Genomic DNA, 24454 nt, shown 5'->3' on the forward strand with positions numbered 1-24454 from the left:
AGTTCAGGACGTCAGCACAAACAACTTAACCATGCTTTTTCGCCCGCCGTGCGGTCTGTAGAGCAAGACAAAACGCAAACACCCCGAGGAAACGACGTTGCCAAACTACTATGGAGACTAAAATCAACAATAGCCAAGAAACACTGCCGCCTGAAGACTTGTTGGTCACTGTAACCACAAATACAGGCTCTTCAAGAACGGTTACCTGCACTCGCGCGTCATCACTTAGCACTCCATCACTAATGACATATTCGACAATATCGCTTCCCTCAAACCCAGCACGCGGCGTATAGGTTATCGTATTGTTAGCATTGACCGTTACCCTACCAACGGTTGCAGAGGCAGAAGTTACCTGCAACGCATCGCCATCACTGTCGACGTCATTGCTCAACACTTCAATGGTCACAGGTGTTTCAAATTCAGTAGTGACACTGTCATCATTGGCAACAGGTGCCCTGTTGGCGGAAACAATATTAACCGTCACCCTTCCTGTAGCTGGCTTGTCAAAGTCATCTACAATGACATATTCGATGATATCGGTGCCTACAAAGCCTTCTGCCGGTGTATATAGCAACGTCTGCGATGATGATACGGTCGCGTTTCCTTGTTCTGCTGTGGCACTAATCAACCGGATCTCATCACCATCAATATCCAAATCATTAGCCAGTACATCGATTTCAATGGCAGTAAGGTCATCAGTTTGTCCGATATCAGGCACGGCGCCAGGTGCCCTATTGCCTTTAATACTCACAGCAACGGTAGCACTGCCTGAGCCGTTATTCCCATCAGAAATGGCATATACAATACTTGCCTGCCCAACAAAGCCCGGCTCGGGGGTAAACCGAAGAGTGTTTTTAGCGATGATTTCTACACTGCCGAAGTCAGTACTAACGTTTACGATCTGAATGCTATCCCCGTCGGGATCCACGTCGTTGGAGAGTACATCAATATCTAATGAGGTATTCCATTGCATTGTTACTGAGTCATTTTCGGCAACAGGCAACTGATTATTCTCCAGCTTAACAGCAACACCGCCTGGGTCGACAATCGCGCCGTTGGCGAGACCGTCATCGTCGTTGGGCCCCCCGTCTTCGATTAACAACTGAACACACCAGTCGCCTTCACTCAAGCCTGGGGACCATGAGGCATCACCAGGCGGAGGACAAACTCCTGGTTCGCCAGCACTGGAAAATACTGCATTATTGTCGTTAGTTACAAAATCGCTCCAACGCTGGGTGGTCTCCTTAAACTTGCGATAAACCGCAGCAGCGGGCACCGGCCTGGTTTGCGGAAATACGACCTGAACACTAAGTCCTTTTTGCGGCACATCGTACAGTTCAAAATCGAACACGCCGCCAATATTTTCCGCCTCGCTATCTTCAGGCAGGTTATCTGCCGCAAAGCGCACGTATTCATTAAGCGCATTTTTAGCTGTGCGTCTTTGTGCGGTATCAACCAGTATAACTTCCAAACCGCCGGATGCATTTTGTCCCGACGTCGAGCCTTGGCGCATACATACACCAGGGTCTGACTCAATCAAGAAACCATTTTGGGTAGCGGCTTGTTGCGGAACTACATTGCAATCATCTATGGCATCCAAGTAATCGGGAATACCATCGCCATCTGAGTCTCCGTAGCCCTCCAGGGCATCAGGAATCAAATCGCCATCACTGTCGATATCGTTACTCAGCGATGTGAGTGTATCAACCACGCGAATGCTGACGATTCCGGTATCGTCAAGGATAGGAGTGCCATTGTCACTGGCGAATAGTGAAACCCTATACACCCCAGTATTCACCAGACTGGGATCGAATCTAAATTGCGCTTCGTCAGCACTGATGTTGTTCAAACCTTCTGAGGAAGACCAGTCAAGAGCCAGTACATCGGAAGGGTTTTGATCAGTAACAGTGGCCGTAACCGTGACCTCACCTTCATCTTTTGCCACCGTGACCCGACTAACACCGCTTTGCACTACATTCATAGCAATTTCTGGCGGAATATTCTCTTCAGAGATGGTGATGGTTGAGCTATTGTTGGCCCCTGTGTTTTGACCATCAGCGAGCTCAATATGGATCGTTTCGTCATTTTCCTGTAGGTCGTCGCTGAATACCTCAATGCTAAGCACCTGCTCTCGCCCTGATACAAACGTCACGGAGCCCGATGCCAAATTGTGATCCACTCCCGGCGTTGCCGTACCAGAAACAACATAGTTAACTGTCAACGGATATTGCGGTGCGCTACCGTTTAATATGACCGGGACAGCAATAGTTTTTCCCTCCACTACAGCTCGACTATCGCCCATAGAAATTTGAGGGTTAACCTTCACCAATTGCGATTCTGTGGTGATATTGCCAAAGCTATCTTCTGCACGCCAGAACACGGTATGCGCTCCAGGCGAGAATCGGTTACTACCCGATACCACCGAAACAGGTAGTGGATTCCCCGAAGCGTCCTGGGCACTGGCAACCCCCAAATTCACTCGAGTGAATAAACCAGTGGCATCGACATCCACATCCACCGGTACGGTCACAACCGGATCCCCTACGCCCTGAACACCACTCACTAACAACTCGACCCTCGCTGAGTCGCTTGTGTTATTGCTATCTCGCACAGAGTATTGCAGCGTAACGGTGCCGTAGAAGCTTGCTCCGGTGGTGACTTGCAACTGATTATTGACGATAGCAACCTCGCCAATATTGGCGCTACCACCCTGTAATACCAAGCTATCGCCAGAGGTAGCGATATCTGCGTCCGTATCGTTCGACAATACATCCAGCAAATAAACGCCAACACCAGATTGGTCAAGGGTAAAGCTATCATCATTCGCCACTGGGGCGTCATTAACGCTTACAACTGCAATAGTGACCGTGGCAGGCTGGGAGTCAGCAGCCCCATCATTGGCGGTATATACAAAACTATCTGAACCGTTAAAGTCCTGCACAGGCGTGTAGCGCCAACCGTTTTGAGTAGATTCAAGACTGCCGTTCGTCGGGCCGGATACCACGTTAAAACTCAAGGTGTCATCATCATCATCTGTGGCATTGGCAAGAATATCAAGTGAACGATCTTCAGAGGTACTCTCTGAAATGTCCAGCGCTACAGGGGACGTATTGGAGGCTGTCACCGTAATACTAAAGGCCAAAAGCGATGCTGAGTCTATACCATCTGTGACACTGATGACAATGTCACTACTGCTTCCAATGTTCGCCTCTGTAGGTGTGCCAGTAAGGGTGCCGGTGGCCGTATCAAATGCTGCCCACTCTGGCGTATTTACAATGCTAAATGTCAACGCATCGCCATCCGCGTCACTGCTGGTTGGCATAAAGCTATAAGTATTGCCCTGGGTAATCGCTGTACGTGGTGAGCCACTGATCTCTGGCGCAGTGTTGCGGGCGATAACCTGAATACTGAAAGTTCTTAAAAACACAGCATCATTGTTGCCATCAGAAACGCCAATTTGAACATTGCTATAAGTGCCCACATCACTGGCGCTCGGTGTTCCTCTTAGCCTTCCGGTGACCGTGTTAAAGGCTGCCCATGACGGCTGGTTGGATATTTGAAAACGCAGGGTATCGCCATCTGCATCGTTTGCCGATGGTAAGAAATTGTACTGTTCATTTTGGAATAGCGTTCTGACTGGCGAACCGGTGATAACAGGCGCTTGATTCAATTCCAAAACGGTAATGCTGAACGCTGGTAAGGCATCTGAAAATTCGCCATCAGATACACTCAGCACAATGCCGCTGACCGTACCGATATCATTGGCACCTGGAATACCGCTCAATGTCCCGGTCACCGTGTTGAAGTTCAACCAGGCAGGGGCATTGGCAATGCTAAACACCAGGTCATCACCGTTGCTGTCGACAGCGGCTGGAACGAACTCATAGAGCTGGTTCTCAATAACTGTCACAGCAGGGACACCATTGATCACAGGCGCTACATTGCCACACACGGAACAAACTTCTAACTGAAACGCTGCTAAGGTTGCTGTGTCGATGCCATCTGTAACAGAAATGAGGATATCGCCACTAATACCGATATCCGCCTCAGATGGAACACCAGACAACCGACCTGTTGTGCTATCAAACACCGTCCATTGCGGATGCCCGCTAATGGTAAATACCAAAGTATCGGCATCACTGTCGCTGGCGATTGGCTGGAATGCATAGTTGCTTCCAGTCGCAATCCGTGTCAGTGAGCTGCCGGAGATAACGGGGGCATTGTTTTCCAGTACATCGATTGCAAAAACAGATAAGCTTGCGCTTAAATCACCGTCTGAGACGGAGATAAGAATATCACCATAGGTACCCGCATCTGTTGCGCCAGGCGTTCCGCTAATGGCTCCAGTATTACTATCAAATGACGCCCATCTTGGCAGGTTTCTGACACTAAATGTCAGGGTGTCATTTTCAACATCACTGGCTACAGGTTCAAATAAATAGGTATTGTCGATTTTTATTGTGGTGTCAGGCTCACCCGAAATGACCGGTGCATCATTAATAGCGATGATATCAATCACCACTATCGCTGCGTTTGAGGTTGCCACCCCATCACTGACAGTGAAGGCGAAACTGTCTTGTAAACCACTTACATTCAGTTTGGGAGTATACTGTACCTTATTGCCTTCTCTCACCACAGTGCCGAGTGTAGGCTCTTGAGTAATGGTATAAATAAGGGTATCGCCATCCGCATCGCTGGCAGTCAGAAGCACATCCAACACAGTATCTTCATTGGTGGACAACACCTCTGCAGTGGCAACTGGCGCAGTATTTTGTGCCGAATCTACGACTTCAATGTTAAACCTCGGCAATGCTGTCGTGAACTCTCCATCCGACACTCGGACCTCGATGTTTTCGTAGAGACCAATTGCTTCTACTGTCGGTGTGCCGATGAGTCTTCCTGTCGCGCTATCAAAGGATAACCAGGCCGGCTGATTAACAATGGAGAATTGTAATTCCGTCGAATCAATATCCGTTGCACGAGGCAAGAATTCATATTCAGTGTTTATCGCGGTTTGAACATTGGGCGTACCATCAATGGTGGGCGGATCATTGACCGCATTGACCAAAATCGAGACAGTGGCAATATCAGACATCAGTAGCCCGTCACTCACTTGGTAGCTGAAACTATCAGTACCATTGAAGTCCGCATCTGGTTGATAATTGATAACCTCTCCTTCAAGGGAAATACTGCCATTCTGGGTGGTCTCAACCACCTCGTAGGTCAGGCTATCTGCATTTGGATCCTCACCTCGCAGAGTAATGCTAAGTGCCGAGTCCTCCCCTGCAACCACGTCGAAACTGTTGGCCACTGGCGCATCATTGGCGATACTGTCGATAACGTTGATCCGAAATGCAGCCAATGATGCCGTTTCTACAGTATCACTAACCGTAACAATGATGTCCGTGAACTCACCAATATCCGCGTCACCCGGTGTCCCTCTCAATACCCCTGTCGTAGCATTAATTTGCAGCCATTGCGGCGCGTTCTCTACTGACCAAGTGAGTGTATCACCGTCAACATCAGAGGCGGTTGGTGTGAATTGCCAGGCAGTATTGGGCTGCGCCAGACCGGGAGCTGAACCCGAAATAACAGGTGCATCGTTCACCGGCTCAATGATTACACTAACGGTTGCGGAATCACTGGCGATACCATCAGAGACGGTGACAAGGAAATCGTCCAGGCCATTGAAATCCGCTTCAGGTTGGTAGATCACAATACCGGCATTATTGATACTTACAGTGCCATTGCCCGCTTCTCCAACACGCCAACTGAGTGTATTGTTATCCGCATCTAAAGCACTCAATGTTAGCGCAAACGGTAATGGTTGAGCATCTTCACTCATTGTAACGGTAACCGCGTCACCCTGTTGGATGATTGGCGCCGCGTTATCGTCCACCACTTGCAGGGTAAAGGCAGGTAAGTTCGCTGCCAACAAACCGTCACTCACGGCGATCTGAATGTTTCGATAGGTCCCGATATCATCTCTAGTTGGCGTCCCCATGATTGTGCCAGTCGCCGCATCAATCGTCAGGAATGCCGGTAGATTGTTGGCCCTAAAGCTTAAGCTATCACCTTCGAGATCAGAGGCTACCGCTGTGAATTGATAAAGTGCATCCACCAGCACGGTCGCAGCCGGAGTCCCTGAAATCTGAGGCGCATCATTCACCGCTTGCACTGTCACACCAATCGCAATGGTATCTGAAGCAAAACCATCGGTGACACTTACCACAAAACTATCCCGGCCATTAAAGTTAACCGACGGCGTGTAGCGAATTTGTCCACTGGATGTAATGCTGGTACTGCCATTGCTGGCGCGCCCTGCTGACCAGGTCAACGGATCGCCATCTCGGTCAGTGGCGCTGAGACTCAATGAGAAAGCGATTGGCGTTGCATCTTCGCTCATAGTGACATTCACCGAAGTTCCCTGGTCAATCACAGGGGCATTGTTGCTGTCTGTTACTTCTATCGCAAAAGCCGGTAATGCAACGGCAGATTGTCCGTCGGACACGCTGATCTCAATTCCGCTCTGGGTGCCAATGTCAGCTCTTTGGGGTGTTCCTGATATCTGGCCAGTAGCGGCATTTATTGTCAGATAACTGGGCAAATTAATAGCACTAAACGTCAACTCATCTCCATCCACGTCAGACGCTGATGGGGTAAACAAGTACGGTTGTCCATCTGGTAACTGTGTCACTGGTATACCGCTGATGGTAGGTGCATCGTTGACCGCTGACAGGAGAACCTGAACGGCAATTGAGTCGGTCACAAAACCGTCGCTAACTGAAACAATGAAACTATCTGTGCCATTAAAATTCAGCGCAGGAGCATAACTAACGACACCATTAACATCTATCTGAGCCACTCCGTTTGCCGGCTGTGTCGTCGACCAGTTCAGCGCATCGCCATTGTCATCAGTGGCATTTAAGGTTAGCTGGAATGGTTCAGGCACACCATCTTCACTCATACTGACATCAATGCTCTCCCCTTGTGTTATAACAGGCGCATTATTATTGTCAGACACCACTAAGTTAAAGGCTGGCAAACTGGCGCTAAACTCACCATCAAAAACAGCGATGATGATGTTGTTATATTGCCCAATATCACTGCGCACTGGTGTGCCAGAAATAGCACCAGTGGTTGCGTCAATGGACAGGAACGATGGCAAGTTTTGTGCTGAGAACTGCAAGGGATCATTGTCTACGTCCGTCGCTGTTGGCGCAAACTGATACGCACTCTCAATGAGTACCCCAGTAAATGGCGTGCCCGATATAGTAGGTGCATCATTCACCGGTTCAATAGTTATCACTATGGAAATAGAGTCGGTTGCCACACCATCACTAACGGTAACTGAGAACTGGTCCTGACCATTGTAGTGTAATGATGGAACATAACTGACTTCTCCAGTATTCGATACACTGGCTGTGCCATTGGCGGCATTGCTAGCTGACCAGGTGAGGGTATCATTGTCTTGGTCTGCTGCATTCAGCACCAGCGCAAAAGCCACCGGCGTACTATCTTCACTCATTGCGATACTGGTGCTGTCACCCTGACTAATTACCGGCGCATTGTTGCCATCATTGACACTCAAGTTGAAGGCGGCAAGGCTGGACTGCAGCGCGCCATCACTAACATGTATGACGATATTTTCATAAAGACCAATATCTGCTCTGGTGGGTGTCCCGCTAATACGGCCAGTATCTGCAGCAATCGACATGAAAAACGGTAAGTTATCCGCCGTAAACTCTAGCTGTGTGCTGTCCACATCGCTGGCAACAGGGGTAAAACTGTAGGTTTCAGTATGGAACACCGAGGTTTCTGGCATCCCGGAGATAACTGGCGCATCGTTGACGGAATCCAACAGCACATCAACTTGAATCTCGGAGGAAGCAAATCCGTCGCTTACCTGAACGGTGAAACTATCCTGGCCGTTGTAATTCAGCACCGGTGTATAGGTTACCACGCCGTTTTGATCGATTGCAGTGGTACCTTGCGCGGCTTCTGAAATACGCCAGGAGAGCAAATCTTCTTCTGCGTCCGTGGCCGTCAGATTCAAGTCAAATGGAACGGGATCTCCGTCTTCGCTCATTGAGACAGTAACATTTGATCCCTGTTCAATGACTGGCGCCGTATTGGTCAATGCCACTCGAAGTGTAAAGGCAGGTAATGTCGCTTCCAACGCACCATCAGAAACCACGATTGAAATGTTTTCATAAACAGCAACATCGGTTTCTTGAGCCATTCCAGACAGAATGCCAGTTAATTCATCAAAAGAAAGGAATGCAGGTTTATTCTGGATAGCAAACAGCAAATCGTCACCATCCACGTCAAACGCGTCGGGTGTAAACAAATAGTTGTCCCCCACCAGAATTCCGGTGGCCGGAGTACCTAAAATTTCAGGACTATCATTGACCGCCTCAACAACGATATTTACCACAATCGTGGCAGTAGCAATGCCATCAGTAACATTGATGGTTACCGTTTCCAAACCGTTAAAATCAGCATCAGGCAGGTAATCCACAAGGCCAGTTTCACTCACACTTAAAACGCCATTTTGGGCATTTGATGCAAACCAAATTAGGGGATCTTCATCCGCGTCAGTGGCCGTCAGCGATAATGAAAATGCCACGGGTTCAGAGTCTTCACTCATAGTAACCGTGACTTTTTCCCCTTGCTCGATAACAGGGGAAACGTTGCTTTGTACTACCGCAATGCTAAAAGCTGGCAAGCTTACGGTTTGTTGACCATCTGATACACTGAGCAAAATGTTGTCATAAATGCCTTCATCTGCAATACCAGGTATGCCCCGCACTTCACCCGTTTCTGAATTTATCGATACAAAGCCAGGGGCGTTTTCCATCGTAAAGCTAAGTTCATCGCCATCAACGTCTGTAGCCTCTGGAATAAAGACATAAGTCTCTCCAAACAGTGCCCCTCCGGGCGGTCTGCCACTGATCACGGGCGCATCATTAATAGCCAAGACCACAACGCTGACTTCAATCTGGGCTGAAGCAAAGCCATCGCTAACACTTACCGTGAAGCTATCCTGGCCATTGAAGTTTTCGTTTGGTATATAGGAAACCACGCCTTGGTTGGTGGTGCTAGCTTGCCCGTTACTGGCATTACTGATAGACCAGGAGAGAACGTCACCATCGGCATCAAATGCGGACAGTGCCAATGCAAACGGCGTAGGATCACTGTCTTCTGTCATGGTCACCAGCGCGCTGCTTCCCTGCTCAATAACAGGCTCAGCATTGCTGCCTGTCACTGTTAACGCAAATGCAGGTAAGCTCGCACTGAGGCTACCATCAGAAACCGTGATCTCAATCGCAGAATAAGTACCAGCATCCCCTTCAACTGCACTACCTGAAACTAAACCCGAAAGCGGGTCAATAGTCAAAAATGTCGGTAGATTTGTCGCACTGAACACCAGCTCTTCACTGTCAATATCGGAAGCCGTGGGTAAGAATTCATACATGTCTCCAGCCACTAATCCAGTGAAAGGTTGTCCGGCAATCTCAGGAGCATCATTTACAGCAACCACTGTCACCGCAATTGCGATGGAATCTTCAACAATACCGTCGCTTACGGTTACAACAAAGTTATCCTCACCATTAACATTTTGCTGAGGTTGATACCTGACAACACCGGTTGATGACACACTCGCGGTTCCTAGCTGAGCCTGGCTACTCACGGTCCATAACAGTTGATCATTGTTGCCATCTGTGGCATTCAAAGTTAAGCGGAACGCATCTGGCACACCATCTTCGCTCATGCTAATGCTAACAGTCTCACCCTCGGCAATCACTGGTGGATGGTTGCTATCGATAACCGTGATTGTGAACGGCTGCATACTGTCACTTGCGCTGCCATCACTTACCGTGACGATAATCTCGCCATGCTCGCCAATATCGCTGCGGGCAGGGATACCGGAAATCAAACCGGTGCTGGAAGATATGGTCAGGAATCCAGGCAGATTTTGCGCTGAATAGCTCAAGGTATCACCGTCAATGTCACTGGCCTGAGGCGTAAATGAATAGGTTTCGCCGTCTAAAACGGAGTCTGATGGTGTACCGCTGATCACCGGCGCATCATTTACGGCTTCTATCGTCACATTAACCTGAATACTGTCGGTGACAATGCCATCACTGACGGTTACAACAAAGCTATCCTGACCGTTAAAGTTAGCCTCTGGAGTGTAGCTTACCGTTCCAGTATCGGATACTGACGTTTGTCCCTGAGACGCTGACTCTGCTGACCAGGTCAAGTTATCGCTGTTTTCATCGGTCGCGGACAGCGACAGCGCAAACGCTGTGGGTGAGCCATCTTCACTCATGATGACACTGACACTTTCTCCTTGCGTGATCACCGGTGCAACATTGCTATCCACCACCGTCAGTGTGAATGGTGCCAGGCTGTCACTGAGACTGCCATCACTGACGGTCACAATGATGTTGCCGTGCTCACCGATGTCCGTGCGCGCTGGCACACCAGAAATCAAACCTGTTGAGGGTGATATAGTCAGGAATGCTGGTAGATTTTGCGCTGAATAACTTAAAGTATCGCCATCAATGTCACTGGCTTGCGGCGTAAATGAATAGCTCTCTTCACTTAAAACTGAGGCTGATGGCGTGCCACTTATCAGCGGCGCATCATTCACCGCAGAGACGGTGACATTCACTGAAATGCTGTCAGTAACAATACCGTCAGATACGGTAACGGTAAAACTATCCTGACCGTTAAAGTTGTTATTCGGGGTGTAACTCACAACACCACTATTAGTCACCGATGCCTGTCCATTGCTGGCATTACCGGCTGACCAGTTGAGACTGTCGTTGTTGTCATCTGTGGCCAATAAAGTCAGTGAGAACGGCGTGGGCGAACCATCTTCGCTCATATTCACACTGATACTCTCGCCTTGTGTGATCACCGGCGCAACATTGCTATCAATGACGGTCAGCGTGAACGGAGTCAGACTATCACTGAGATTGCCATCACTGACAACGATAATGATATTGCCATGCACACCAATATCAGTGCGCGCCGGAACGCCAGAAATTACGCCCGTACCAGGGGATATAGTCAAGAAAGCAGGCAGATTTTGGGCTGAATAGCTTAACGTATCACCATCTATATCACTACCTTGTGGTGTAAACGAGTAAGTCTGGCCGGATAAAACGGAACTTGATGGCGTGCCGCTGATCGCTGGTGCATCATTAACCGCAGAGACGGTGACATTCACTGAAATGCTGTCGGACACAATACCGTCAGAAACGGAAACCGTAAAACTGTCCTGACCGTTGAAGTTACTGTTCGGGCTATAACTTACGATCCCGCTGTTAGTCACCGAAGTTTGACCATTTATGGCATTCCCGGCTGACCAGGTAAGACTGTCGTTGTTGTCATCCGTAGCACTTAAAGTCAGTGAAAACGCCGTAGGTGAACTATCTTCACTCATGGTCACATTGGTGCTCTCTCCTTGCGTGATCACTGGTGCAACGTTGTTGTCCAGTACCGTGACATTAAATGCTGGCAAACTACTGGAACTAGTACCATCAGTAACACTGATCACAATACCGTTAAACTGCCCAATATCAGTTCGTGCAGGTGTTCCACTGACGGCACCCGTTCCAGGTGCGATGCTCAGAAATCCGGGTAGATTTTGTGCCGAAAACGTCAAACTGTCGTTGTCTGGATCAGACGCGGTTGGTTGGAAGTTGTAGGCCGTGCCTACTACTGCACTGGTGACTGGCGTGCCACTAATTACAGGATCATCGTTGACGTTGTCCACTTTGATACTAAAAGCATCCAGGCTGTCGCTGAGTTCGCCATCAGAAACACTGATAACAATATTGCTGTGGCTTCCCACATCGGTATTGCCGGGTATACCAGACAGGATACCGCTTTGAACATCAAAATTGGCCCAGGTCGGCTGATTCGAAATACTGAAGGTAAATGTATCACTGTCAACATCTTCAACAAGCGGTGTAAAGCTATAGGATTGTCCTTGTTGCACTTGCGTTGCAGGCGTACCGGAAATCTCTGGCGCGTCGTTAACCCCTTCAACCACTATACTAAAGCACTGCTCAGTGCGATTCTCATTGTCATCAACCGCTTCTACACAGAATTCATCCGTTGTCCCTACGTCTTCATTCAAAGGGGTACCACTTAACTGATACACATCGTCTTGCATTCGACGAATAACATGATTTTCTGCATCAGCGATATACACTGCACCGTGTTGCGTCAGGGTTATACCAAGTGGACTATTAAGCGTCGCTATACTCCCTTCGCCATCCTCTGCGCCGCTCTCTCCCGTACCAGCAATAGTGCTCACCACGCCTTCAGGGGTCACTTTTCTGACAACATGCCCTTGTGCTTCAGTCACATACAGGTTGTCCTCAGCGTCAAACGCCAGACCGACAGGGAAATTAAATCTTGCTTCAGCCCCTGTACCGTCCTGGGTAGTCGCCTCTTGCGGTACAACCGGCGTTCCCGCTATGGTGGATAGAGCTCCGCTAGCAGAGAACTTCACGATAGTATTGGTCAGATAGTTAGTGGCAAACAACTCCCCTTCAGAATTGATCGCCAGACGAATAAGTCCAAGGAGAGTATTAATGTCATTTTGATCGACGTTTGTTGCATAAAACGTCGTCACGACACCGCTCGTATCAATGCGACGAATAGCATTGTTACCTGTATCTGAAATATACAATTCTCCAGATAGAGAAATGGCAACGCTAGATGGCGAACTAAAGGTTGCCGTATTTGCTGGGCCATCATCAGCACCCGCTTCACCGGTGCCCGCGATGGTGGTTACTTCTCCAGAAGGCGATATCTTGCGAATCAAATTTGCGGCGCTATCGGCAATATAAAGATAATCATTGGCATCAATCGCAATATTAGACATTGTTCTGAAACTAGCAGCACTCCCAACGCCATCTTCACTCGCATCATCCCCGCTACCGGCGAAGACAGTAACATCGCCATTGAGTGCTACTCTGCGGATTACGCGGTTTTCAGAATCAGCAACAAATAAAGCGCCAGTGGAATCACTCACGATATCGGCCGGTTTATTAAACGACGCTTCGAGGCCATTCAGGTCGGAGGCCCCTTGAGTGCCAGACCCAAAAGCTGTATTCACATAAAAATCGTCAATGGGTTCTAATTCCAGCCAGTCTTCCAGTGGTGTCGTCTCTTTGACTCTAAGATCAACCTCATCCTGTTCTGGATCAGCGGTGGTCAGAATATAGCTGTACTCAGTATCCTCTACAGCCGTTGTAATAGGTGTCGAGGTAATCGTTGGTGCTCGATTGATTATATTTATGCTGGCAAGGGACGGTGCCCCATCTAACTCGCCATCACTGATACTGGCCGTTAACGTAGCGGTGTTGTCAGACTCAAGGTCCACTCTCACTTTGATCGCTTCGGTGTTGCTAAGGTAAGTATTCACATCGTCAACACTACCCGTTAACAATAATGCTGTAGAACCAGAGCCAGAAACAGTGACACCCGAGAATGTGCCATCACCTTCGGCATTAATTATAATGCCTCGATTTAGCGTCAACGTTAGTTCAGCATTCTCTCCGTTGGGATTTGTCACTGTAGTGCCAGACAAATCAATAGCGGAAGCGATGCCATCGTTCACATTCAGGCCGGATGGAAAGCCAGTAATTGTGGGCAGCGGAATATCGTCATCAATAATGGAAATAGTGACTTGCTGAGTTTCAAATTCCGTCGCGCCACCGCCGGTGACACTGGCGATATCAACGATAATGGTTTCATCACCTTCAGTTAGTTCGTCATTAAGGGTACTGATGGTTATGGTATCTGTCGTCGTAAATTGACGAGTAATGGAGAATTGCGTTTCTGCAACATAGTCAGCGTCTGTACCAGAATCACTGGCCGTTCCACTAAAGCCGAGAGTGATTTCGACGGGTTCAAAAGTGGCGTTACTCAATGTGGCCGTTAACGTGGTTTCGCCACCATTTTCACTGATGCTAGTAGAATTGGCGGATAAAGTAACCGTTGGCGGTGGATCGATGTCGACTATCGTCAAACTAACTTGCTGTTCACCATTTTCATTACCTACCGAAACACGGCTAATCCCAACAGTTAATACCTTTTCTTCTTCGCCTTCGTAGCGCCCATCTTTAAAAATGGAAATTTTACCTGAATTAGCTGAAGTTTGGTTTGCATTAATTTTGATAAAACCGCCAACTGGCATGTACTCAAGACCATTTTCAGCCGTGCCGCCATACTCCAGAAATGTATTGATACTTTCGGGCCAGGTGTTATTGAGGGAACCAGAAATACTGGCAGTCAGTGTTGGACCATTTTCACCTTCATTGACGGTATCAAACTCTATTGAAAGCGAAACATCCGGTAAGTTGGCGTAAATGGCATCAATACTATTTGTAATAGCAGTGGTGTAAGGTTCATTGCTTTCGCTATTGGCATCTGTCAGCACCAGATTTACCGGCACATTTTCATTTGCAGGGATATCCGTGCCACCATCGGTAATGCTAAAGGTAGCAGTGTAGGTGGTATCATTCACTTTGCTCAGATTCCCAAGAGCATATCCAGCAACAGTACCACTGCTCAGTGTAAAGGTATCCTCGTTTGCCCGAACTGTAATAGTCGCCGTCACCTCATCCCCAACAGCATGAACTTCGTTGGGAATGCTGACTGACACAATGTTAGGTCCGGCCTTTTCTGTAATTGTCAAATTGAATACCTGATCGATAATGGGATAAACACCATCTTCCTGACCATCTGCAACCACAAATGTAAAACTGTCGGCTGTTGCCGTGCCACCATCATGTTCATAAGAAAGCACGCCTGCGTTTATTTCATGCTGAGACACCTGAATGGAATACTGCTGAGGCTGACCGGACTTTTTCATCACACCATGAGTCGGCACTGAGATAAAATAAAAAAGCTCTGAGGCATCATCATCTACGTCTAAAGTCTGCAACATACTATTAGTTATTGTTATGCTCTCCCCATTTAACAATGAAGCACCCGTGTTAGTTGTGACCTCAGGAGCATCATTAACGGCAGCAACCCGAATCTCTGAAAGGTTGTATTCAACAACGGCAGAGGCATCATCGCTATCCACAAAAGTAAGGGATAAACCCACTTCCCCAAATTGATCAGCATTAGGGATAAACTCAACCCTTTTCAAAGCCGCACTCACCTCAACCGGCCTTCCAGTCAGAGTCAGATATCCATTATCGATACTACATACGTCAGTATCCGCCTCACTACAGGAAAACACTCCCAGCGTATTGTTATCCGGCATCGCTGTCATTGTCACCCTTTCACTATCTGCGTCTTTAACCACATAGACTTCAAACAATCTGATTGCCGTATCTTCACGAACATTCCCGATGAAGTTATTGACAATTTCTGTCTCCAACATCTTGAGACTTAGTTTTTTTTGATTAGATAGATCACTGTACGCGACAAACGGAACATTTTCGTTATTGAAAGCAATTACGGGCATATTAATGTTATTATCACTAATTCTAGGTGTGCCGACATGATCCCAATATCTACCCGTAAAATGCTTGACCACCCCACGCTCATTACGTCGGTAAGCAATATAAGGTATGTTATTGTTGTCTATTGCGAATGCCACATCCGCCGCCGGGACAGATATCCCCTCGTCTTCTATATTTCCTCCCAAGGTATGCCAATTTTCCCCATCATATCTCTTTACAATGAGTTTACTAAGGCCATTGTCCCTATACGCCAGATAAGGCAAATCATCAGTATCAATTGACAGGTTTAAATTGTTAACAGATTTGCCATTGAATTCTGGTGACCCGACGTCCTGCCAAACATTGCTTTCGGAATCTAACGTCATTACCCGTGCAATTAACTCTGCGGTGTTGCTGAATGCAACATAAGGGTTGTCCTGACTGTCAAAAGTCAGAGTAGAACTTCCTGCATTTTCACCAAACCCAGCATTTCCCTCATCTTGCCAATCGTTTCCATCGAACATTTTGACAGTCAGGTGACTATTATTGTTGGAGTCTACAAACGCTACATAAGGCTCATTCTGACTATTGATTGCCAACGAAATTGAAGATGCAGATTGTAAAGAAAACGCCCCAGCCCCTACCATCTGCCATTCAGCACCATTAAAAGATTCAACAACACCTTTTCCATCAGACTGACGTTTATAGGCCACATATGGTTTGTTGTTTCCGTCTAACGCGAAAGAAATCTCCAATACCGCTTCATCAGTAAATGCTCTGCCTCCTAGCACCTCCCAATCATTTCCATCAAACCTCATTACCGTGACTCTCCTATCCATATCGCTATTTTCTCTATAAGCTACGTATGGATTACTTCTGCTGTCTAAGGTAAACGCAAAATAGTTATCCGCTGATGTAAACACTTCAGCGTTTCCAATTTCACTCCAACTTTGTGTTGCGAATACAGGCAGATCATTTAACGGGTTTATTGTAAATTGGAATCGCTGCTCCAACAGTGGCGGTGTAGTCCCTAGATTCTCATCAGTATTGATATCGTCCAGGTCAAATCCGAAACTATCTGCGGATGTTTCACCAGCGCCGTGCAGATAGTAAATTTTGCCTTCATCAATATTTTGCTGAGTAAAAGTCCCCTCCCCCCTGTCGGTATAGCCTCACCATCATCAAGCGTTTCATTTGAATTGACATCAATAAACAATAAACCGGCATTCGGAGGAAATCTTAGTGTGTATGTCAACACATCGTCTACATCTGGATCGAATGCTTGTAAAAACGATGTAGTAATAGGGCTTACAGCACCTTCGTCCAAGACGAGTGTTTCATTGACCGCCAATACAAACGGGTCGTTGTTGCGTTCGGTTGGTGTCAACGTGATGTTGGTGGTGGTGCTATTATCTTCGCCGTCATTCACCACGATAGTGATCACATCGCCGTCAGAATCAAAATTAGCCGCAGGTGTGAAGATTACACTGGGTAGCGTGGCGTTCACATCATCCAGTGAACCGGTGATGGTAAGCACACCATTTGCAAAGATAACACTAGCGCTGCCTGAAGCCACCGCAGCAAGCACTCCCGCATCAGTGGAAGGGAGTGTAATCGTGACGCTATATTGGCCGCTATTTTCAGCATCTGTAATAGCCAGATTCCGCACTAACCAATGGGTAGTGCCACTGTCTTCGGCAAAAAACTGGTTTAGCGAAGGTGGGGCTTGCTCGCCTCGATGAAACACAGCAATACCGTTAGAGCCATTATTATTCGAATCCTCAGCCGATACCACGTAAACGGATTTGCCATCAGGACTGGTAATAACAAATCGCCCGAATTCGATACCATATGGCCCGCCATCGTCACTATTTTTAAAGAGTGCGACCAGAGAAAGCACGTTGCTGATTGGGTTGCGTTCAAACACAGTCAGAGAATCGTCTAATGAAGAAGCGGCATACAAATAGCGTCCATTCGGTCCCATTTCGACCCCGTAAACGCCATTGAGTTCAGCACTGAGTTCAGATGATGTTCCTGTAACAGGATCAAGGTACGTAAAGGTACTATTGTTGGTAATACGGCTATTCAAAGCCAATGTACCATCGTTGATATTTCTGTCATAAAGACCAATGCGATCTTCATTCCTTTCGGCGACATAAAGCATTGTTTCATCTGGTGACAGCGCTATTGACGTGGGTTCTTTCCCCGTCACCACTTTACCCACATAAGATAACAATCCCGTATTGGTATCACGGCTAAATCCAGCAATATCATCATCATTAAATCCTACCACGTAGAGGAAATCCCCAGCACGCGTCATTTTTAACTCGCTAGCTCCGTTCAGACCATCAACGCCGTTTTCGCCGTCTTTTAATCGCCCTAAATAGCCCACCTCTCTGTTTGTATTGTTAAACGCAAACATGGCGATTTCATCTTCACCAAATCCGCTGACATAAAAGTGATTTCCATCCGGGCTAAAAACGACATTGTTGGCCTCATTCAGCCCATCAATGGTAGTATTGGCATCATCCTTCCCACCATCGCGATAAGCATTGAGATAAGTCAAAGCGCCTGTGTTGGTATCTCTGGTAAATACCACAACACTATCGGATATATTCGCAGTACTGAGAAGAGTCGCACCATCAGGACTAATAGCGAGATTTCGGGCACCATTTATGAACGTTATCCCATTTTCACCATTTTTATAAATGGTAGTCGCGGTTAGCTCACCTGTTGCATTGTCTCTTATAAAGTGGGTAATCGCATCATTATCCACACTGCTCACATACACGTGTAAGCCGTCTGAGCTAACAGCAGCGGAGCGAGCATCGTTAAGTTCATTCGTGAGTTCTGAATCACCATCACTAAAATTTTCCACAAATTGCAGAGGCTGAGAAACCAAGAGCTCTGGCAAATCATTAACCGGCGTTACGGTAAAATTAAGAGTCTGGTTCAGCAGTGCCCCAGCGCCCCCTACGCCGCCTTGATCATAAACATTAAACGTCCATGAATCCGTCAGAGTCTCGCTGCCATCGTGATGATAATACACTGAACCTTGGTCGATTTGTTCTTGGGTAAAGGTTGTCACACGACTACCAGTACCATTGTTAGCCGTATCGAGGCGTATTTCACCATTCGTTGTTGCGCTGACTTGTTTGTAAGTAATGTTGCTAGCCGCACTTTCCAGGTCTGTCACAGATAACAGGCTGGAAGTGAGTTGCACTCTTTCGCCTTCAACAACACCAATGGCAGAATCGGTTATGGAAAAGCTGGGTACGTCGTTGACTGATGCTACATTTAGCGTGATGGTAACAGGTCCATTGCTGAGTTCGCCGTCTGTTAGCGAAAGTGCGACACTGTAGTCACTGCCAAAATAATTCGCCGTGGGTGTGTACACAAAACAATCAATGGCATTGTTCACCTGAGCACCCGTACCAGACACTGTCCAGACTAATCCATTATTCACCACACTGGCATCGCCGCCATCAGCACAGGATAATGCCCCTGCAGCGGCATCAGACAAGGTAATCGTCAAGACGATGTCATCATTTTCCGGGTCATTAATAAACTGATTGGCTAAAAATAACTGGTCTGCAGTATCTTCGATGTAGTTGTGGGTGGTGTCTGGCATTTGCTGCGCCTGAACAGTACCCACGGCATATTCACCGGCGCTACCCACCATAACCGTTGGCACAATTTGGTCTTCAACAAAAGTCACCAGTAACTCTGCTACACTGCCTGATTTGATACTGCCATTGCTATCACCCTGAATTTGCCACTCGCCTGATTCCAGTTTGAACAGGGTAAAACCTTCAATCAACATATAGGGCGTGTCTGTGTCATCAAAATACACATCAACTTCAGGCTGTCTTCTACCTATATCAAGCGGTCCACCACCTACAACACTCCAATTGCTTGCATTATCAAACTGAAGCAAATAATCGACGTTGTCATTTAAATCGCTGTAAGATAGATGTACTAAATTAGCGGAATCAAAATAGAGACCGGTGGGCCTGACCTGATTACCATCTATTTGCCGTGACGTGATATTGGCGCTGCCGAGCAACTCCCATTGGTCGCTGGTATTATTGTACCTGGCCACGGTCAGGCCATCGTTATTAGAGACATCCTCATACGCCACCACCAGATTTCCTTCGTTATCTACCTCCACGATAGGATCAGATTCGGGATCATAATCTCTGGCAGGGAGTGCTACCCAATTATTGCCATCGTATTGCTCGAATTTCCAGGCTCCGGTACGATCGTCTTCATCTTCATCGAAACCGTCTTCAAGATAGCTGTAGTAGACATTGGTTGGCGAATGGGCTGCAATTTGCACCTCTTCATCACCAGGGGTTTCATTGCGAATACTATTCCACTGACTACCATCCCAATAAACGATATGATTTTTCTCATCCTGAACATCAAACTCGTCTTCACCGTCAACCTGAATAATCCTTCCACCTTCATCCTGGTAGTAAAGATAAGTATTGTTATTTACATCGACTGCCAGATCTCTAAGATCTAACTCATGTCTGCTACGACTATTGCGGTACTGGCTTTCGATGGGCGTTCCAATAAGAGTGAAGCCGTTGCTGTCATATAGAAAGGCAGAAATGCGCTCTATAAGACTAGAGCTTTGCGAAGTGGCTTGTTCACCGTGCCCGCCCGCCAAATGAACACGTCCCAGTGAATCCTTGACCATAAATTCATCGCTAGTGCGTCCTAACTCCAGGTTGATCGTATTGCCACCATAGACAACATCCACTGCCTGAATTTCGGTATCAAAACTTTGCACTGCCGTCCAAAGTTCCGCTCCAATTGTGGGTGCATCATTCCGGCCATTAATATGGATTGCAAAGCTTGTTTGCCCGCCGTTTTCTGTATCTCTGACTCTGAGAGTAATTTGTGCGGCATTCGTGCCAAACACGTTTTCTGCTGGGGTGTACCTAACGGTCTCAGGCAAGGCGATTAAAGAATTTACATCCGCGACACGACCAGTGAAAGAAACAGAATCTCCACCAGCGGTGCCACTCACACCATTTCCAATTCCAGAACCATCTCTGGTAATTGCTAGCGTGCCTGTTGACGCACTAATAGTGACGGTAACCTGATCATCTTCAACGTCGGCAATGTTAATTCCGGAGAGATTTAAAAAGTCAGCAATATCTTCATCGAATGTATCATCGCTGCCACCCGTTATCGTTGGGGTATCATTCACTGACTCAAAATACACCACCGAACTCACACTTGCAGAAGTGTTAACGCCGTCGGTGACTTGAAATGTCACACTGTAATCACTGCCGAAATAGTTCGCTGCTGGCACCAAAAACAGCGTTTCCAACACTGCGTTTATTTCTACAGCGGTCCCTGTGATGGTGGCCACACCGTTAGAAAAATTAAAAGTAGCATTGCCGAAGGTAGATGCGTTGATGGTGCCTGCCGCCACGTCTGACAAGGTGACCGTTAAGGTTAATTGAGTAGAATCTGTTGTGCCTTCCACTTCCACCAATGGTGCCAACCACAATGGTTCATCCTCAGAAGAGGGGTCGGCAAAGTTAGCAGTCAGGTTGCTGTCTACCAAACGAATGACCGACGCTTTATTGGTATCTGGGTTTTGATACAAAATGTAGGGAGAATTATCGTTGCTGATAGTATATGCGAATTCATCGGTGTCCAAAGACGCGGCAGTTGTTGGGCCGACAGTTAACCACTGGCTACCGTTGTAGCGCTGCACTGTAACTTCATCGCGGCTGGCATTACGCCACGCGATTACTGGCTCCACTCTTAATGGCGTGGTGATAAATGCCAGATAGCCCGTGCTGGACTCAATAGGTGTAGCCACATCGGACCAACTATTACTACCTGAGTTGAATGATTTAATGCGTTGCACACTTGGCTCTGTACCGTTTGGATCGGTATACCTCAGATAGGGAACGTTATTTTGCCGCTCAATGACAATTTGCACATCCGAAACTGCTCCTCCTGTAATACCAGCAGAGCCAAGGGTTTGCCATTGTGTACCATCCCACCTGAGCACGGTAGCATCACTGTCATTACCCCGGTCTTGAAAGGCGACAAACAGGTTATCCGACGTATCCACAGCCAGGCTGATACTGTCTATCTCACCATTGGATAACCCTTCTGTACCAAGTATGTTCCAATTTGTCCCATCATATGCCTGTACCACAGCTTTGTTGTCATTTACATCTGCGGATTCATTTTTGTAGGCAATAAACAAATTGCCTGAACTGTCTGCAACAATGGGCACAGTGACATTACTTCTTGCATCTGCGATTTTACCGGTTCCACCATCGGTGACCAACGGCCAGGATGGACTGCTACCAACCCTGACCCGCAAACCATCAGAACTTGTTCCACCCACGGTAGTAATATAGCGATTACCACTCGAATCTATAACCTGTGCTAGTCCACTGCCCGACCCGTTGGGATCGTCATTACGAGACGACACCCAGTTTGTGCCATTGAACTCATAAACTTCAAAAAATCGAAAGCCTGACGCTGTGTTTTGAAACGCAATAAACGGAGGAGCACTGCCTGATGGCGGAAACACAATACTCGGCTCGCTAATGGTGCTGGAGGACAAACCTGTCTGCCCGTAGGTTTGCCATATCTTTGTTTTTAACTCGGCAGCAGTGCTTTTCAATGGGGATAGCAACACCATTGCGCCGAATAATAGCGAAGTTACCGAGCCTCTTAACATGAACCATCGGTTAAGAATGGAAATTAGGTGCCAGTTTTGGTTACTTTGGTGTACGGAAGTGGACCCGGAAGAAAACCATTTTCCCTGTAAAAACATACTAACCTCAAAGCGCAATCGTGGATTTTTATCAACATAATTGGGTTAATGTTAGTGTTTTATTAAGCTTATCACTATCGTTCAGGGTAAAATGTAGTAAGTTGTAGCATTTCTAAAAAGTGATGTTAGCGCTTGTTTGCAAAGCCTCTGGTGATTTAACTACTGGCGTTTCTATATTTATCTAAATAATTAATAAATAAACGAATAGATAAAAATGTAGTACTTTGTAATCCGACAAAAAAAGTACACCCCGAGTTATTATCACCACCTGTTGTGTGAATGAAACTGCGGTTTTAATCGAAGAAGCGCTTTTAATTGGAGAAACTATGAAAAATACAAAGCTCTGCTTTTTATCCTGAGTTACACTTGAATAAATGACGTTAAATTGCATAGCTTCAGGGTTTGTTATCAAGGTATATAAATGAGTACTGCTGCTACAATCAAAAACCCGAACATTCCAGGTTCTTATTTCTCAACCCATGAATTTCCTGAAGCGGAAAAATATGCTGCCTGGCGCACAGCTGTCTCTGATGTCTTTGTAGTAGAGCCTACCAGCGAACAAACTCTGCACAATTTCGAAACCAGTCTCGAATCTTATATGCTAGGCTCGATGATGATTGCGAAAACCACGTCCACCAGCCAGATGTTTCGTCGAAAACCTCAGAATATTGCTTCCCATGCCGCCGACTATCTTATGATTGAAATCATTTTGGTAGGTTCACATTTACTTTATACCACCTCCGGGAAACAGCTGATAAAGGTGGGCGATATTGTGCTGTACGATATGCAGCAGGAGTATCAATTTGAAACCCAAGGGGAATTTAACGGAACACGCTTTCAGTACAGCGATATTGATTTTGTTTTCCCCCTGGACAGTATTCGTCCTCTGGTGCCATATATTGAACAACTGCATCGTCAAATTATTCCCGACGGAACATTGCTCAATACCTTGATGAAAAATCACCTGTTAACCATCTACTCTCAATTGCCCAACATGACCCAACAAGTGGTCGCCACAATAAGTCATTGCACAGGAGAATTTATCGCCAGCCTGATGTGTATCGATCCCGCACTTGCACTTGTTGAAAGTGAGAGCAAATCTCAAGACCAATTAGTTTTAATTTATCGGCTAATCATGGAGCACCTGGACAAAACCGACCTCAACGCCAAGTTTTTTTGCCAATATCTGAATTTATCAAAAAGTGCACTTTATCGACTTTGTGAGCCATATGGCGGCATCATGAAAATGGTGCGCAACCGCAGATTACGCGCAGCTTACAATATGCTGATGGAGCCTAAACCACCTCAAATAACACAACTAGCCATGCAATGCGGCTACAGCGGTATTGACAGCTTTACCAGGGCGTTTAAAAAAGAGTTTGGTTTCCCCCCCTCCACCTTAGCTAATGTAGGTACTTCACAATCGGAATTGCGGTTACAACGTCCCGATTACAGCAACTTGTTAAAGTCTTTTAGCGCAGTAAAAAAGCCACGCTCAGATTGAGTTCGCGCGAGCTATTTTTGCCAAACTCACCAGGATGTCGTGTATTTGGGAAATACTGTCGAGTCATCAATGTCCATATTCGACTACCTTATACCTCTCTGTTGCAATTTAAAGGCGGTGCGCACAGGGTTTCCAAGAGGACAGATTAAAGAATGACTTTTCCTGCGGTTTTGTATTTTATCAATGACCTCGAGGACGTCATGTTGCCCGAAAAAGAGCTAAGTGACTTTGGTTTTCGGGTAGAGAATGTTGTCACCGCAGAGGCGTTTAGCGGAGCACTGCCGCTCAATATTACTGCCGTCCTTTGGTATGTTGCGACGCCTGCAAGCTTCTCTACCGAAGCATTGGTGTTGCCCGCAAAATACGGTCATTTAGCGAAACTAATCTTGCATAAAAATGGAAATAGCCAGTTTAAAGCACAGTGTTATAAATCTGGGGTTGATTTGTGTTTCTCATACGACGTAAACCCTGCTGAATTTTGTTGTGCATTAGGTAATATAGTGCGAAAGTTCTCTGAGCTTGCCGCATTCTCTCAGTCGACAGATGCCAACAGCGCCTGGACGTTACAATCCACCGACTGGAACCTGCTCGCGCCCGGTGATCTTCAAATCGCACTTACCCAAAAGAGCGGGATTTTTTAGTCGA

Annotated in this window: 4 protein-coding genes; 2 read left to right on the top strand and 2 right to left on the bottom strand. The window is 47.0% G+C overall.

Features of this window, described 5'->3' with window-relative positions; genetic code table 11:
* Positions 1-25 precede the first annotated feature (25 nt).
* Entirely contained in the window at positions 26-16303 is a 16278-nt protein-coding gene (locus ACXAD8_RS11430) for an Ig-like domain-containing protein (protein WP_475228562.1), read from the bottom strand.
* Between the two features lie 212 nt (positions 16304-16515).
* Positions 16516-22152 carry a beta-propeller fold lactonase family protein gene (locus ACXAD8_RS11435; protein ID WP_475228565.1) on the bottom strand — a complete coding sequence of 1879 codons (5637 nt, stop codon included), beginning with the start codon at positions 22150-22152 and terminating at the stop codon, positions 16516-16518.
* A 574-nt stretch (positions 22153-22726) separates the two neighbouring features.
* Between ACXAD8_RS11435 and ACXAD8_RS11440 the strand changes: the two genes are divergently transcribed.
* Positions 22727-23809, top strand: a complete 1083-nt coding sequence (locus ACXAD8_RS11440; RefSeq protein ID WP_475228567.1) for a helix-turn-helix domain-containing protein — start codon at positions 22727-22729, stop codon at positions 23807-23809.
* A 152-nt stretch (positions 23810-23961) separates the two neighbouring features.
* The gene (locus ACXAD8_RS11445; protein WP_475228570.1) at positions 23962-24450 is read left to right on the top strand and encodes a hypothetical protein; all 489 of its coding nucleotides are present in this window, start codon (positions 23962-23964) and stop codon (positions 24448-24450) included.
* Positions 24451-24454: the final 4 nt, after the last annotated feature.

Source organism: Planctobacterium sp. AWH2_060 (genome assembly GCF_056158425.1).

Excerpts from the sequence above, each read along its gene's own strand:
- ACXAD8_RS11440 (WP_475228567.1), top strand. The coding sequence starts at position 22,727 with ATGAGTACTGCTGCTACAATCAAAAACCCGAACATTCCAGGTTCTTAT.
- ACXAD8_RS11430 (WP_475228562.1), bottom strand. The coding sequence starts at position 16,303 with ATGAGGTTTGATGGAAATGATTGGGAGGTGCTAGGAGGCAGAGCATTT.
- ACXAD8_RS11445 (WP_475228570.1), top strand. The coding sequence starts at position 23,962 with ATGACTTTTCCTGCGGTTTTGTATTTTATCAATGACCTCGAGGACGTC.